The following is a 14,015-nucleotide window of genomic DNA, read 5'->3' on the forward strand; positions in this document are numbered from 1 at the left end:
AAAGAGGTGATGGATTCGTCAGAATTGAGACGGAAATGTTTTCAGTGGAACTGTAAGATTCTATAGCAGGTTCTCCTGAATCGAATCTTAATTTCAAAATTTTACTCATTCCTCAAACAAAATTATCATGGAAACTCAAACACTTCTCGCTCACTACGCCCACGGTAAGAGAGATTTCCAGGAGGCTTTTCTAATTGGAATTAAACTCGTTGGCATCAATTTAAGCGGATCGAACCTGAGTGGCGCAAACCTGATCAGTGCCGATCTTTCCAATGCCAACTTGAGCCAAACCAACCTCATCGGTATCAATCTAACGAATTCTACCCTGAGTCAAGCCAACCTGATCGGTGCCGATCTCACAGACGCTTACCTCAGCGAAGCCAACCTCACCCGCGCGGATCTCAGCGACGCCAAACTCCTGAATGCTTACCTGAAAGACGCCAACTTCACCCACGCTCAACTGGTGAATACCAACCTGACCCACGCCAACCTCAGCGGTGCCAAACTGACCCACGCCAACCTCAGCGGCGCCAACCTGTTGAATACGGTGTTAACGGGAGTAAACCTGACCGGTGCCAACCTGAGCGGAGCCAACCTGACCGGCGTAGAACTGTGTGAAGTCAACCTCAGCGGCACCCAAATTGACGATACCACCCAACTGAGCGAAAAATGGCGTTTGGTGCAGAAAATTGTCACCCAAGGCGCGAAGGGGTGGGATTTGAGTCATGTAGACTTAAGCTGTGCGAGCTTAGTCGGCGTTAACTTCACCGATGCCGATCTGACCGGCGCGAACCTCGCCGGAACCCATCTCAGGAGCGTCGATCTCAGCAATGCTAAGGTCAAAGATGCCAGCTTCATCGCCTGTACGGGCTTATCAAAATCAACAAAATTGGCTCTCAAAGAACAAGGCGCCCTTGTAGACGATGATTTTACCCCCGTCAATCTCAAAGTTAGCTAAACCCGGTCTGCAAGGCTTGTAAGTCCCGCCAAGCCCGAATCACATTTCCCTGCATCAAAGCAGAAATTCCCCTTAACGCTCGGAATTCACTTTGATCGGGGTTTAATTTAATTGCGGTTTGAATGGCTTTTTCAGCCCTCTGGGGATGGATTGCATACAGATGCACAAAAGCCAGATAAGCATAGCCGTTGGGATTTTGGGGATCGAGTTGGGTGACTTTTTCTAAGGCGGCGATCGCACCGGGTGCATCTTGCTGTAAAACATTTGCTAAGGCCAAAGCATAGGCATAATCTATATTTTCCGGTGAGGTTTGTAAGCGATAACTTAAGGCTTTTTCGGCTTGGACGGTATAATCTTGGATCGGATCGTATTGGTTAATGCGTCCAACTTCATCGAACACGGGTTCGAGTCCGGGTATTCCTTGAGGTAAATTCAACGCCAACTGACGCAGTTGAGAAACTAAATCCAATTCTGGGGCGGGTAAAATCGCGGCTAGGGGGTCGATTTCAATCGTCACGGGTGGGGAAGCGATCGCATAGGTTTCCCCGGTTTCTCGGTTCAAATAGGTGGCTTCGAGACGATAAACTCCGGGTATAATATCTGTCGGCGGTAACATTCCCATGCGTTCAAGAACTTGAAAGCCGGTTTGTTGTTGCTTGTCTGTGACTGTACCCGGATGCAACGTCCCCATTGCGATCGCGTGATCGTGCAACCACTCAGACGAACCCTTTACCGTTGTAGGGGTTTGCAATTTCCAAGTTAAGATCACCAACCCCGACTGAAGCTGTTGCCAAGATCCAGACCAAACATAAATAATCGGGATGGGTGCATTTGGCGGCACCTTTGGCGATACAATCACTTGAGAGAGTTTAACCTTTTCTGTAGCATCGGGTTGGGGAGAAACTTCAATATAAGGCGTCTGACGATGATAAAGATTTAAAACGGTATTATCGGGTAATAGCCAGCGCTTGTGTAACTGAAATTGTCGCCCCTGTTCAACTTCGCGAACAATAGCAACTTGCGCTTCATTGATGCGTTCAACCATCCCCTGTTTACCGGTTTTGGTGACAAACCAAGACAGCGATAAGGAGTCCTGACCGACGTGTTCGACGCGGGTTCCAACTTGGCGCCCGTAAACCTGTTCATCCCGCAGAGCGCCGTAATAATTGAGATTATGTTGGTTGACGTCTGGTGTTGAGGGTAACACGCCTAGAGTAGATTGTAAATAGGGTTCGGTTTGTATAATTTCATCGATGACTTGTTCGTGGGGAAATGGCAAACCCAAATGAGCAATGCGATCGCCTCCGGGACTGAGAAAAGCCGCCATTCGCCTTCCCCAAACGCCACCAATCGGCCACAAATTCAGTATCATTAAAATAATGGCTAAACTGAGGGTAATTCTTCTGACTATTTTTCCCCAACGTTGGGGCCATAACGTTAAACCGTAGGCGAGAAAAATCGCAGAAACGGGTAATAAAGGTAAACTGTAGCGAAAGTCTTTGTTGATATTGAGCGAACACAAAAAATAGCCCCCGATCCAAAAGACCGCCAACCAACGCAAGGCGGATAAGTTGAGCGGTTTTGAGTAAAATTTTGGATAGAAAAGATAGAGGAGAAACCCAACCGTTGGAATAATTAACCACAGCCAAGAGATATGATAGGGGAGTAAATTCCAGTAATAGATCCAAGCGTCTAAGGTATTTAAAGCCGGATCGCCTTCCGCTATAGCAGAGTCAAGGGTTGCACGTTTTCCCGAAGTTAGCATTAATAACCAGTTGGTTGTCGCCCAAGGGGTTAAAATGAGAACGGATAATAATAAGCTAACGCTCAACTGAATTAAGCTTTTCCAACGTTTATGTTTGAGACTCTCTACACTCACCCAAACCAGGGGAACAAACAGGAAAAATAACGCCGTTTGTTTGACCAATAGCGCCAAGCCAAAGGATACCCCAAAAGCGATCGCCCAAAACCATTTTTTTTGGCTATATTTCCACTGAGTTAGACAACAAAAACTCAAGGCTACCATGACGGTAGTTGGATAGTCGGTTAAGTATTGCAGACGATAAACGTAGAGTCCGGGTAACAATGCGGCTATTATACAGGCCCAGAGTGCAATTTGTCGGTTAAACAGTCGAACGGCGATCGCGTAGACCGAAGCGAGTAAAATACCGCTAAAGAGTAAATGGACGAGAGTACCTTCTGCGGTACCGGTTCCAAACAGGTTGTAGAAGGGTACCGTCAGAATGTAGGTTAGGGGGGGAACTTTCGGAGATAGCATCCACAACTGTTCCCACCACCCGGAAGAAAACCACTGAGGATGTTGTAGCGCCCGCCAATAGTTTAACGAATTTGTCAGGTAGTCCGCCTGATCCCAAGCCGGAACCGAGCGATCGAAAGCAAACCAAAGGCGATCGCTTATTCCAGTTAACAGCCAAATGAGCAATAATGCGACTAAGCTGCTGAATTTGTTTTTGTCTGTCACCAACTCTCACCTCTATCGGTTATTTCTCAGATGCTACACTTTAGCTGAATTCATCGTCTAGTCTGGGGTGGCGTCGGGATGATCGCAGAGGGAAAAAAATTTTTTGTCAAACTACTTGCATAATTCCAAAATGATCTGCTATTCTAGTTAGGCAGTGAAAGAAAGCCGGGATAGCTCAGTTGGTAGAGCAGAGGACTGAAAATCCTTGTGTCGGGAGTTCAAATCTCCCTCCTGGCATTAAATCTATTACCTAATCCTAACCGGGTTTAAAGCTAAAAACTCAAGCTTGAGTTATTCACTTTTACCCATTTGTTACCCACTCTCAACCCAAGTAGAGAAATGGGTGAAAACCAAAAAACCCCTAGAAGTTTATGCCTCTAGGGGTTGAATTTATGACTTACTAAAGTTAGTTCAATCTCTATGGAATCCTTTTTCTAAAAGAATTGGAAACAATTTTAAGATGAACTCGAAAAAATTTGACGGAGGCGATCGCAAGCTTGTTCAATTTTTTCAAGACTACCCGGATTAATTAAACCGTAGTAGTCAAACGAATAAACTTGTTTATTGGTCGTCGCTTGCAATTTTCCCCAAAACGGATCGTTTTGAAACTGTTCTAAAATGCCCTCATTCGCCGGATCGATCACCAAAATTACATCGGGATTGACTTGCAGTAGCTTTTCGGCAGAAAGCGTAACATACCCGCCAATTGGACTGGTTCCCTGTAAATCTGCGGTCAAATTGTTAATATTAAACTGTTGCAAAAAATCTCCCGCCCAACTTTGTTTATTCGGAGAAAGAATGGGCTGACGGCTGACCAAAACTAAAGCGGTTTTTTCTGATTTTGGGGTGGGAGACAGACAAGATTGATACCGTTGCAGTAAAGGCTGAGGATCGGCATTTAAACGCTTGGCTAAATCTTGAGTAATCTCTTGCAAAGATTGCCAGCTATTAACCTCAACTAAGCGGGTCGAAATCCCTATTTCTTCGAGTCGTTTCCCGACCTGATCGTGGAACCCAACCGCCCCTAAAACCAAGTCGGGTTTAAGGGCAATAACTTTTTCTAAATTTGGGGGAGTGCGGCCGCTGCTGACGGTTTCTAAGTCCTGAAAATCTGGGTTTTGACTCAACAATTGACTTCCGGGAATTCCCACTAATTTTTCCGGCGATAACTTGTGAGTAACGTCGGCCATCAGCGAAGAAAGAGCGACCACCCGTTCCGCCGAATTTGGCGATGAATTAGCATCTGAAACCGGAGGATTATTGGCGGACGTACAGGCGATTAAAATTAAGCAGAAAACCCAAATTAATCCTTGTTTAAAAACTCTTGTCAACATCGGAATTTTTATGGTATTGTAGAAGTAATTTGAGCAGAAAGGGGACAAATTTGCAGGCCGACGGGCGTTTCTAAGATTGTCACCTCGACCTCAAAAGCCGACCTTAAATTAGCCGGAGTCAGAATGTCTTCCGGTGTTCCAACCGCCAAAAGTTCACCGCCACGCAAGAGCGCAAGGCGATCGCTGTATCGGGCGGCTAAATTAATATCGTGGAGTACGGTAATAATGGCTAAATTTTGCTTTTGGTTGAGGGATTTCAGCAAATCCAAAAGTTGAAGTTGATAGTGAATATCCAGATAAGTTGTCGGTTCATCCAACAGTAAAACTTTGGGATTTTGAGCCAAAGCCAACGCCAAAAATACCCGCTGTTTTTCCCCTCCAGATAACTCTGAAACCGGACGGTTTCTAAAGGAAATTATCCCCGTTTCCGCCATCGCAATTTCAACTTTTTCTTTCCCGGTTGCATCGAGTTCCCATTCCCACCAATTTTGATAGGGCGCACGTCCCAAACTGACCAATTGATAGACCGTTAAACCGGGAGGAACGGTTTGCTGTTGGGGTAATATTGCCAGTTGACGGGCAACAGCTTGAATGGGTTGATGATGAATGGCTTTCCCATCCAGTAAAACCACCCCCTGTTGGGGCAATAAAATCCGACTCATCAGCCGCAATAGGGTCGATTTTCCCGAACCATTTGCCCCCAATAAACTGAGCCATTCTCCCTGTTCCAAAGCGAGATTAACCGCTTTAACAATCAGACTTTTGCCATATCCGCCCGATAGATTTTCTATTTTTAATGGCACGGGTTAAACTCCTCCCATTCCCGAACGGCGATAAAGCAACCAAATAAACACGGGAGACCCCAAAAAAGCGGTAACAATTCCCACCGGAAGTTCAACCGTTCCCAAACGAGATAATAAATCTGCAAAAGCCAAAACAAACGCTCCGCCAACCGCAGAAAACGGCAGTACAACTCGGTAGTCGGTGCCAACCAATAACCTGACCCCGTGAGGCACAATTAACCCCACAAAACCAATTAACCCCGCCATGCTCACCGCTCCTGCGGCTAACAACGCGGCAGTTGCTCCAATTAAAGCTCTAGCCCGCAGGGGAGAAAGACCCAAACCAACGGATAAATCATCCCCCAAATTGAGCAAATTAATCGAAGAAGCCAGCAAACAACTAAAAATTAGGGCAATTAAAACATAAGGTCCGGCAATTTGAACTTCTTGCCATCCCCGTCCGTTTAAACTCCCCACCAGCCAAGTTAACGCCGACTGAACCCGACCATCGTCGCTAATTAATAATAAAGCAGATTGAAGCGCTCCAAATAAAGCGCTGACCGCCACACCGCCCAAAAGCAAACGTTCGACGGAAAGGGTTGAACCTTGGCGGGCCAGCAAATAAACAAATAAGGTGGTCAGCATCGCCCCCAACCAAGCGCCCAGAGGAACCCATTGCTGCCAAAACCCCAAACTCAACAGAGTAACGGCCACCAACCCCGCCCCGGCCGAAATTCCCAACAGAAAGGGACTCGCCAAACCGTTGCGTAACATTCCCTGCATCAAGGCGCCGGATGCTCCCAAAGCCGCACCCACAACCAAGGCGGCAATGACGCGGGGTAAACGCAACTCCCAGATAATGGTTTGATTGACTTCGCTACCCCGATGGAGAATGGCTTGCCAGAGTTCGGGGCCATTGATGCTGACGCTTCCCTGAGACAGAGATAAGCCAATGATAGCGACCAAAGCCAGACTCATTAACAAAGCAGTCCACCCGGTTCGGCGGCTGAAAAATCCTTGAGGAGATGGTTTTACTGTTCTCGGTTGCCAATCATCCACAGAATACAGTCCCTTAAATCTAGTAACTCTTATTCTGACGAACATTCTACCCTGGCGGAGGCAAGTCAAGGACTTTTTTGAGGGGTAGAATCGTTGGCAGGCGATCGCGGAACTTAACACGAATTTGCCGCATGGATAGTGACGATCGCGCCAAATAAGAATATCTTGGAATTTGATATCTAAAAAACTATCAATTCCCAAGGATAAAGCCAGATTACGGGTGCGCGAACGGCTTGGCAAAAAGGCAAACCGATAGAGGTTGAGGGTACGACGAAACCCTTTTCCCCTTTCCCTTTCCCCAAAAATTCACGAGGTTGTCATGGCTGGTTTAAGTGATTGGCACCGGAGAAATAATCAATATTTGGCGGCGGCGCTGAAATGGCTGCGGTTGCGTTTGGTTGGGTTGGCGGAATCGGTGAAGGGGAATGTTGACGATAGCCAACAGAATTTTAACTGGCGCGAAGAAATAGAGCAAGCCCAGACAGAAATGGAAGCGGCGGCGGGGAAGTTGACGCCGGCTTTGATATTATTGAGTCAACGGTTGGGATTGTCGGAATTTGAGCAGTGGGTGTTGCTGCTGTGTGCGGCGATGGAGTTTGATACCCGCATTCCCCAACTTTGCGCCGAGGCTCAAGATAACCCCCACCGACCTTATCCGACGTTGGCGCTGGCGATGGCTTGCTTTGAGAACCCGGAATGGGGTGCGGTTTTGCCGGAACGTCCCCTGCGCTACTGGCGGTTGATCGAGATTCATCAGGTGGGGAATCAACCCCTGACGGCGAGCGCTTTGCGAGCAGATGAGCGGATTGTTAACTATTTGAAAGGATTGAATTATCTCGATGACCGCTTGGCGGCGTTGGTGTCTCCCGTCGAACCGAGTCAGGGAGGAACGGGAGAGGGGATTTTACCCTTGCCGGCTTCCGGGCGCGAGGTGGTCGAGGCGATCGCGTGGCAGATTAAAACGGCCGTCGAGGAGGGGGAGTTTCCGGTTTGGCAGTTGACGGGAATTGACAAGCAAAGTAAGATTAGCATAGTTTTGGAAATTTGTCAAGGGTTGGGGCTGCGTTTGTACCGGTTGCCGTTGGAGTTGTTGCCGACGCAGGGGACGGAGTTGGAAACGTTGGCGCGGCTTTGGCAGCGGGAAAGTTTGTTGTTGCCTTTGGCTTTGTATGTGGACGTGCAGGGGTGGGATGAGGCGAATCCGGGGGGAATGGCGGCGTTGCGGCGGTTTTTGAGTCGCAGTCAGGGGATTTTCTTTTTGGACGTGCGGGAGAGTGGGTTGGCGCTGGAACGGCGGACGGTGACGTTTGAGGTGGCGAAGCCGACGCCTGGGGAGCAGCGGGAGGCTTGGGAGCGGGTTTTGGAAGAGGGGGAAGGGGGAAAGGGGAAAGGGGAAAGGGAAGAGGTGCGGGGGATTGCGAGGCAACTGGCGAGTCAATTTAACTTGAATTTGGTGGATATTTGGCAGATAGCAGGAAAAGGGGAAAGGGGAAAGGGGAAGGGGGAAAGGGAAGGGTTGACAGAGCGATTGTGGGAGGGGTGTTTGGCTTGTACTCGTCCGCAGTTGGATGCGCTGGCGCAACGGTTGGAGGTGAAGGCGAGTTGGGATGATATTGTGTTGCCGGAGGAGGAGTTGGGGTTGCTGCGACAAATTGCGGACCAGGTGCGGCATCGGGGGGTGGTGTATGACGAGTGGGGGTTTCGGGAACGGATGAATCGGGGGTTGGGGGTGACGGCGTTGTTTGCGGGGGAAAGCGGGACGGGGAAGACGATGGCGGCGGAGGTGATAGCGAAGGATTTGCGGTTGAATTTGTACCGGATTGATTTGTCGGGGGTGGTGAGCAAGTATATCGGGGAAACGGAGAAGAATTTACGCAGGTTGTTTGATGCGGCGGAAGATGGGGGGGCGATTTTGTTTTTTGATGAGGCGGATGCGTTATTTGGGAAGCGGAGTGAGGTGAAGGACAGCCATGACCGCTATGCCAATATTGAGATTAATTATTTGTTGCAGCGGTTGGAAGCGTTTCGCGGGTTGGCGATTTTGGCGACCAATATTAAGAGCGCTTTGGATGGGGCGTTTGTGCGGCGGTTGCGGTTTATGGTGGATTTTCCCTTTCCGGGGGTGAAGGAACGCCTGCGGATGTGGGAGAAGGTGTTTCCGCAACGAGCGCCGATAGAGGAATTGGATTGGAATCGATTGGCTCAGTTTAATTTAACGGGGGCGAATATCCATAATATCGCGTTGAATGCGGCGTTTTTGGCGGCGAAGGCGGGGACTCCGGTAACGATGGAGTGGGTGTTGGCGGCGGCGAGGACGGAGTTTCGCAAGATGGGGAGGATGATTAATGAGGCGGATTTTCGGGTTTCGGCGGAGACGGGGGGGAGGGGATGAAATTAGAAATTCAGATTGAACGGTTGATTTTGTCGGGTGTGGATGTATCATCGAGTCAAAGGGTGAAGTTACAGGCGGCGATAGAGGCGGAGTTGGCCCGGTTGGTGAGGGTCAACGGGTTGCCCGAGCATCTACAAACGGGCGGGACGATTCCCCAGTTGCCTGCGAACTTGAGTTTGACGAATTCTAGCAATCCGATGCAGTTGGGGCGGGAAATTGCCCAAGCGATTTATGGAGGGATGAGTTTATGAGTGGTCGGCAAGTGGGTCGGGTTAATGGGCAGTCGAAGGGTGAGACTCCTTTGAGTAGTGGGGTTTTACAGCGTGCGGCGGTGCGTGCGGTGGCACAGAAGGAGGAGGAAGCGACTCAGGAGGTGGAGTCGGGAGGGTTGAACCCGTCGCGGTTTGTGCATGATTTTAGTATGGTGCCGATTGATAGAGCGGGTTTGCCAAAGGAAGTATCACAAACTCCCAACCAAACCGGATTACCCGATGATCTCAAAGCAGGAGTCGAAAATCTATCGGGGTATTCTTTAGATAATGTCAGAGTTCATTATAATTCGCCCAAACCAGCCCAATTACAGGCTTTAGCTTATACGCAAGGGACAGAGATTCATGTCGCACCCGGACAAGAGAAACATTTACCCCATGAAGCATGGCACGTTGTTCAGCAGATGCAGGGAAGGGTGAAACCGACGATGCAAATGAAGGGGGTACAGGTTAATGATGATCAGGGGTTGGAGAAGGAAGCGAATGTGATAGGAGCAAAAGTCGCACATTGTACTTCTGGAGATATTTCTTCGATAAGTAATTCTGCACAATTGTTTGGCATGAATCTGGCTGATAATGAAAGTATGGTTGTTCAACGACATACAATAATGCAGCCCGGGTATGCCACTGGAGATATGTTTGGAATTGTTGCTGCTTTAATTGATGATGATAATGCTCATGTCGTGATTGCAGGTGGCCGTGGTCCAGTTCATGACCCTACAGATAAAGCCCTATCAATTCAAGAATTTTATTTAGATTCCGGAATAGATGGAGCAAGAATCCATTTAATTCAAGTTGATGATGTACGGAGCGCAGGAGCAGATTTGAGAAAAGAAGCGTTAAGAATTGAGCAACAAGTTCTTGGCAACTCAAAATCAACTAGCAAAATCAAAAAAGAAGATATCAAATCAGTAACAGGTGGGACAGATTACGTTGCAGAAAAATTCTCGGATAAAATGCGTCAAAAATTAAAAAAAGCATGGGATATAAACGAATCTAAGGATAATGAAATAGAAATATGGTTGACGGAGAAGGGAGTACCGACGAAAGGGAGTAATGTAGCTGTCTTATGGTCTCGATTTAGCGGTAAAAAAGGAGATATTCACCTAGAACATGATTCCAGCTATACAGGTATTGAACAAATTGCAGTAGAAGCTGCTCAAAAATATGATGCGGTTATCATAGCAGGGGATAGGGGCTACACACCGGGAAAAGGGCAAAAATATGATGGAATTGCTAACAAGATTAACACCAAACTTAATGCCGGAAAGGTCTTCAACCTTACAGAGTTCTGGACAGAAGATTCGGATGCTTTGCGGGCATGGGGAGGAAACACCCGTTTTGGACAATTCAAGCTTTATGATTTTCTCCACCGAAACTTTCAGGAAGTAAAACACCTAGGATTTAGAAGCGGGAACCTGGAAGCAATGGCTATGTTAGGTTATCAAGTCAGGTATATGGAAGAACCAGATAGCGAAGGAGGTGAAAGAATGACTGCTTGGCATCATCATGCTCAAGGTAGAACAAAAGCAGGTGGAAAGGCAAGCGGGTATGAACGACTAGGAGTATTTGAACCACCAACAAGATCAGGGAAACACTTAAAAAAACAACCACAATTCGATAGGAGACCTGATTGGGCTCCTGGAAGAAAACTAGGTGTTGATAAGCCAATAGAAATCAGTTCTCTTCCAAAAGGTTTTAATGAAAGGGATCTCCAAGCAATACTAGAGTATTTAAGGCCTGAGAAGGAGAAAGGAATTGTCTCGACAATAGAACCGTCACGAGAACCACTTCTCAAAGCACCTGAAATACGGAGAGCAATTGCTAATGCCTTGAATTTCATGGGACTTCCCTTAACGAAGGGTTCACTTAAAGATGTGGATAAAACCTTTAAAAAACTGGCTCTTGAATATCATCCCGATAAACCCGGTGGTGATCAAGACAAATTTGTTTTACTCAATCAAGCTAAAAGTATTCTTAAAGGTGACTTTTCATCTATTTCAGGATTCAATACAAAAATCTTGGCAATTACTAATTGAAGTGCGATCGCCTGATCTTGTAGTTTGATCGCCCGATCTTGTAGGTTGGGTAGAAGAACGAAACCCAACATTATATACTCCCATCAAATATGTTGATTTGTTGGGTTTCACTATCGTTCTACCCAACCTACCCTTTATTCCTTGCCAATATCGTCATTAAAAATTAACCTTTCCTCAGCCCCCCACATCAAATCATAAACTCCCTGCTTCCACATAACGGTGAAAACTCGAATATTGCCAATCTTTCGGCGCAAAAACTAATCCATGATGGACGGGATTATAGTAAGTATATTCCAAATGATTGACAAAATCTCGCTCATCACAAATTTGATGCTCCCAAAATCGACGTTGCCAAATCGCTTTTTCTCCCTTTTGTTGTCGAGATGAGGTCATTTTTCCTTGATAAAAAACATGACATTTACGACTAAAATAGCTTTTGATTAACCGCCAACGAGTTGAAAAATTGGCGTCATTTTCGGGTAACGTCCAATACAATGGAGATGCTCTGGCAGAATGGCGATCGCATCAATTTTAAAGGGATGTTGTTTCATCACATACCGAAAAGCTTCCCTGAGTCAATCTATATTTTCAGATACACCCAAAATCGGACGACGGTGGTGGGAAACAAGGGTAAAAAAATAAGTTTCCCCAGGTTTTTTTGCCCGACGATATTGCATAATCTTTTGATTGGGTAGCACCGAAGATAGAATGCGATCGCCATCTTTAACCCACTGCATAACGAGAAAATTGGCGTTTAAAAGCGGAATGAAAACCGAGAACAATATCTGTTGTTGGTACACCCATCTCAACTAATCTTTCTGCAACCAAATCTTCCGTACCGTTATATTGAATCCAGATTTTGCCCTCTTGAATATCAAAGTGCATCACGGGGCCAAAAACCCGCTTATCTCCTTGCCAACCCACATAGGCGAGTTGATAATGGTCACGTTCGGTATCAAATATTAACTCCGCTTTGACTGTATCAGTAGGGGTAGCAATTTGGGCGTGTTCGGTCAAAATTTGCTGAATAAATTGTCGATACTGTTCTACTTTATCCATTGCTTTATCTCCTCCTGTTTAGGATCGTAAATCATCAGCTTGACTTGGAAACGTTTCAGAGAACGTTGAATAAAGGAAAGCTGAAAAAAATCCTGATAGGTTTCCACAGGAATGGCTAAATAAACAATTCTATCGGGTTCTTGTTCTTCAATTGCTTGGCAATAGTTAAGATATTGCCCCAATGCAGTATGAAAGGCACTAATATCTGAGTCTCCAATAAAGCTTTTAATTTCTACAGCTATTTTTTCTGACTCCCGTTCGGCTGCGATCATACTTTCTGCTGCCAAATCAATTTGTAATTTGACAGCTTCACTAATCCGAATCGTTAGAGGATCATGGGTAATATTCCATCTGTCTTTAATTAAAGCATTTTTAACTTGTTGATGGAAAACATCTTTAGCCATTGTCAACCTCTTTTACTGGACTGGCGCACTAGCACAGGCTTCGCTGCCGATAGAAAAGGTAATTGTAATTCTAGCTGACGAGCGGTGGATTACGACAAGGTTAACACACCCTACTGAACCGACACACCTTAAATGGTGGATTGCTAGATTGCCATAACAGCCTGGGTTTTAGCCGCCTAACTCACCCTACACGAAAGCACATTTTTAGCCGTGTCGGTCCACTACAGTTAATCGGTTTGTTATGCGATCGCCAACCTATTCTACTATTGGTGCGTTATGCAATGCCTTCACACCCAACGGCTACGGCGATCGCGAGTTCCCCATCCCAAAAATAACCCAAAAAACCGTAATTTTCTGTAAACTTCAACCCGGAACCCGCCGGCGTGTTAGATAATAAAAAGTAGATTTTGGAAAATCGCCCTATGTTGCTGAAAATCTTTGTCTATGTCGTTGTTATTCCCGCCATCTTCGCCTTTATTTTGGGCCTGCTGGCTAACGTTTTTAAAACTATAGAAAATGGCAGCACCCTGAAAAAAACTCAAACTGCTGATTCGACTAATTCAGGAAACGCTTAGTTTTTGAACGGCACCCCAACCCCTATCAAAAAAACAGCCTGACTTGCTACCAACTCTTGAGAACCCATCATTGATTTGATTGAGTTTCTTCAGCAGAAGGCTGTTCCTGAGACTTTAGTAAAAAAGGAAACCGATTTCCCAACGGAATTTGTAACTGCTTTTCAACGATTTTAAGAAGGTTAATTTGATCCGGAAAGGATTCCGGTAATAAATTCGCCCGTTTCAGCAATTTTTGCGCCCAGTTGAATAACAGCACAAATGGAGTTACTAGGCTGATAATCAAACCGTAGGAAACTCCCGCCGCGATTTGCGACTCCGTTTTAGTACGATTAGCCCATACCCAATCCCAAAGACCCCATCCATTTCGGAAGCTAACGATCCAGATCCAGACTACCAGGCTGGCACCCAAAAGTCCGAGTAGAATAAAAAGCCAAATTAATTTCGCAACCAGTGAAAAGAATTGGCCAATTGAATAGGCATAAACGGTGGTTTCATCTACGGTTAAGTAACGCCCTAGACTGCTTGTTGAACAGTAAGAAGTAAGAGTGTTTGATTTGTTTGTCATAGGTGGTGAATTGTTCTCTCATTCTTTTTATCAAAGTTTAACATCAAGAAAGGGATTTCATGCAATTCTTAAAGCCAAGTCCGCAATTATTAAAAAG

At 46.3% G+C, this 14,015-nt stretch carries 15 protein-coding genes and 1 tRNA gene; 7 read left to right on the plus strand and 9 right to left on the minus strand.

Annotation, left to right across the window (positions count from 1 at the left end):
- Positions 1 to 127 precede the first annotated feature (127 nt).
- Positions 128 to 958, plus strand: coding sequence for a pentapeptide repeat-containing protein (locus ACL6C3_RS12340; RefSeq protein WP_413167457.1), 831 nt, complete (start codon positions 128 to 130; stop codon positions 956 to 958).
- On the opposite strand, the gene ACL6C3_RS12345 is transcribed toward ACL6C3_RS12340, so the two are convergent.
- Positions 951 to 3,440 carry a phospholipid carrier-dependent glycosyltransferase gene (locus ACL6C3_RS12345; protein WP_413167458.1) on the minus strand — a complete coding sequence of 830 codons (2,490 nt, stop codon included), beginning with the start codon at positions 3,438 to 3,440 and terminating at the stop codon, positions 951 to 953. The genes ACL6C3_RS12340 and ACL6C3_RS12345 overlap by 8 nt on opposite strands.
- Before the next feature lie 164 nt (positions 3,441 to 3,604).
- Between ACL6C3_RS12345 and ACL6C3_RS12350 the strand changes: the two genes are divergently transcribed.
- Positions 3,605 to 3,677, plus strand: a tRNA-Phe gene (locus ACL6C3_RS12350).
- A 218-nt stretch (positions 3,678 to 3,895) separates the two neighbouring features.
- Here the strand turns inward: ACL6C3_RS12350 and ACL6C3_RS12355 are convergent.
- From ACL6C3_RS12355 to ACL6C3_RS12365, 3 genes are read right to left on the minus strand one after another with little or no spacing between them, the layout of a single operon-like run.
- Positions 3,896 to 4,774 (minus strand): ABC transporter substrate-binding protein, encoded by an 879-nt coding sequence (locus ACL6C3_RS12355; protein ID WP_413167459.1) that lies wholly within the window; start codon positions 4,772 to 4,774, stop codon positions 3,896 to 3,898.
- 8 nt (positions 4,775 to 4,782) lie between these two features.
- Positions 4,783 to 5,577: an ABC transporter ATP-binding protein gene (locus ACL6C3_RS12360; protein ID WP_413167460.1), complete on the minus strand. Its 795-nt coding sequence runs from the start codon at positions 5,575 to 5,577 to the stop codon at positions 4,783 to 4,785.
- A 3-nt stretch (positions 5,578 to 5,580) separates the two neighbouring features.
- Positions 5,581 to 6,615, minus strand: a complete 1,035-nt coding sequence (locus ACL6C3_RS12365) for a FecCD family ABC transporter permease (RefSeq protein ID WP_413167461.1) — start codon at positions 6,613 to 6,615, stop codon at positions 5,581 to 5,583.
- A gap of 319 nt (positions 6,616 to 6,934) precedes the next feature.
- Here ACL6C3_RS12365 and ACL6C3_RS12370 point away from each other — a divergent pair, with 319 nt between their 5' ends.
- From ACL6C3_RS12370 to ACL6C3_RS12380, 3 genes are read left to right on the plus strand one after another with little or no spacing between them, the layout of a single operon-like run.
- Positions 6,935 to 9,007 (plus strand): ATP-binding protein, encoded by a 2,073-nt coding sequence (locus tag ACL6C3_RS12370; protein WP_413167462.1) that lies wholly within the window; start codon positions 6,935 to 6,937, stop codon positions 9,005 to 9,007.
- Entirely contained in the window at positions 9,004 to 9,258 is a 255-nt protein-coding gene (locus ACL6C3_RS12375) for a hypothetical protein (RefSeq protein WP_413167463.1), read from the plus strand. Before ACL6C3_RS12370 ends, ACL6C3_RS12375 begins: the two co-directional genes overlap by 4 nt.
- Positions 9,255 to 11,315, plus strand: coding sequence for a DUF4157 domain-containing protein (locus tag ACL6C3_RS12380; RefSeq protein WP_413167464.1), 2,061 nt, complete (start codon positions 9,255 to 9,257; stop codon positions 11,313 to 11,315). Before ACL6C3_RS12375 ends, ACL6C3_RS12380 begins: the two co-directional genes overlap by 4 nt.
- Before the next feature lie 192 nt (positions 11,316 to 11,507).
- Here the strand turns inward: ACL6C3_RS12380 and ACL6C3_RS12385 are convergent, their stop codons facing one another.
- From ACL6C3_RS12385 to ACL6C3_RS12400, 4 genes are all read right to left on the minus strand, one after another.
- Positions 11,508 to 11,756 carry an REP-associated tyrosine transposase gene (locus tag ACL6C3_RS12385; protein WP_413168313.1) on the minus strand — a complete coding sequence of 83 codons (249 nt, stop codon included), beginning with the start codon at positions 11,754 to 11,756 and terminating at the stop codon, positions 11,508 to 11,510.
- A 134-nt stretch (positions 11,757 to 11,890) separates the two neighbouring features.
- Positions 11,891 to 12,052 (minus strand): hypothetical protein, encoded by a 162-nt coding sequence (locus ACL6C3_RS12390; protein ID WP_413167465.1) that lies wholly within the window; start codon positions 12,050 to 12,052, stop codon positions 11,891 to 11,893.
- The gene (locus ACL6C3_RS12395) at positions 12,039 to 12,374 is read right to left on the minus strand and encodes a XisI protein (RefSeq protein ID WP_413167466.1); all 336 of its coding nucleotides are present in this window, start codon (positions 12,372 to 12,374) and stop codon (positions 12,039 to 12,041) included. Before ACL6C3_RS12395 ends, ACL6C3_RS12390 begins: the two co-directional genes overlap by 14 nt.
- Positions 12,362 to 12,778: a XisH family protein gene (locus ACL6C3_RS12400; protein ID WP_413167467.1), complete on the minus strand. Its 417-nt coding sequence runs from the start codon at positions 12,776 to 12,778 to the stop codon at positions 12,362 to 12,364. Before ACL6C3_RS12400 ends, ACL6C3_RS12395 begins: the two co-directional genes overlap by 13 nt.
- A gap of 241 nt (positions 12,779 to 13,019) precedes the next feature.
- On the opposite strand from ACL6C3_RS12400, the gene ACL6C3_RS12405 reads away from it, so the two are divergent.
- Entirely contained in the window at positions 13,020 to 13,172 is a 153-nt protein-coding gene (locus ACL6C3_RS12405; protein ID WP_413167468.1) for a hypothetical protein, read from the plus strand.
- 28 nt (positions 13,173 to 13,200) lie between these two features.
- Positions 13,201 to 13,353 carry a hypothetical protein gene (locus ACL6C3_RS12410; protein ID WP_413167469.1) on the plus strand — a complete coding sequence of 51 codons (153 nt, stop codon included), beginning with the start codon at positions 13,201 to 13,203 and terminating at the stop codon, positions 13,351 to 13,353.
- A gap of 67 nt (positions 13,354 to 13,420) precedes the next feature.
- Here the strand turns inward: ACL6C3_RS12410 and ACL6C3_RS12415 are convergent, their stop codons facing one another.
- On the minus strand, positions 13,421 to 13,918 hold the full coding sequence (locus ACL6C3_RS12415; RefSeq protein WP_413167470.1) for a hypothetical protein: 498 nt from the start codon (positions 13,916 to 13,918) through the stop codon (positions 13,421 to 13,423).
- Between the last annotated feature and the right edge of the window lie 97 nt (positions 13,919 to 14,015).

It is taken from the genome of Capilliphycus salinus ALCB114379, assembly GCF_047276495.1.
Lineage (GTDB): Bacteria > Cyanobacteriota > Cyanobacteriia > Cyanobacteriales > Microcoleaceae > Capilliphycus > Capilliphycus salinus.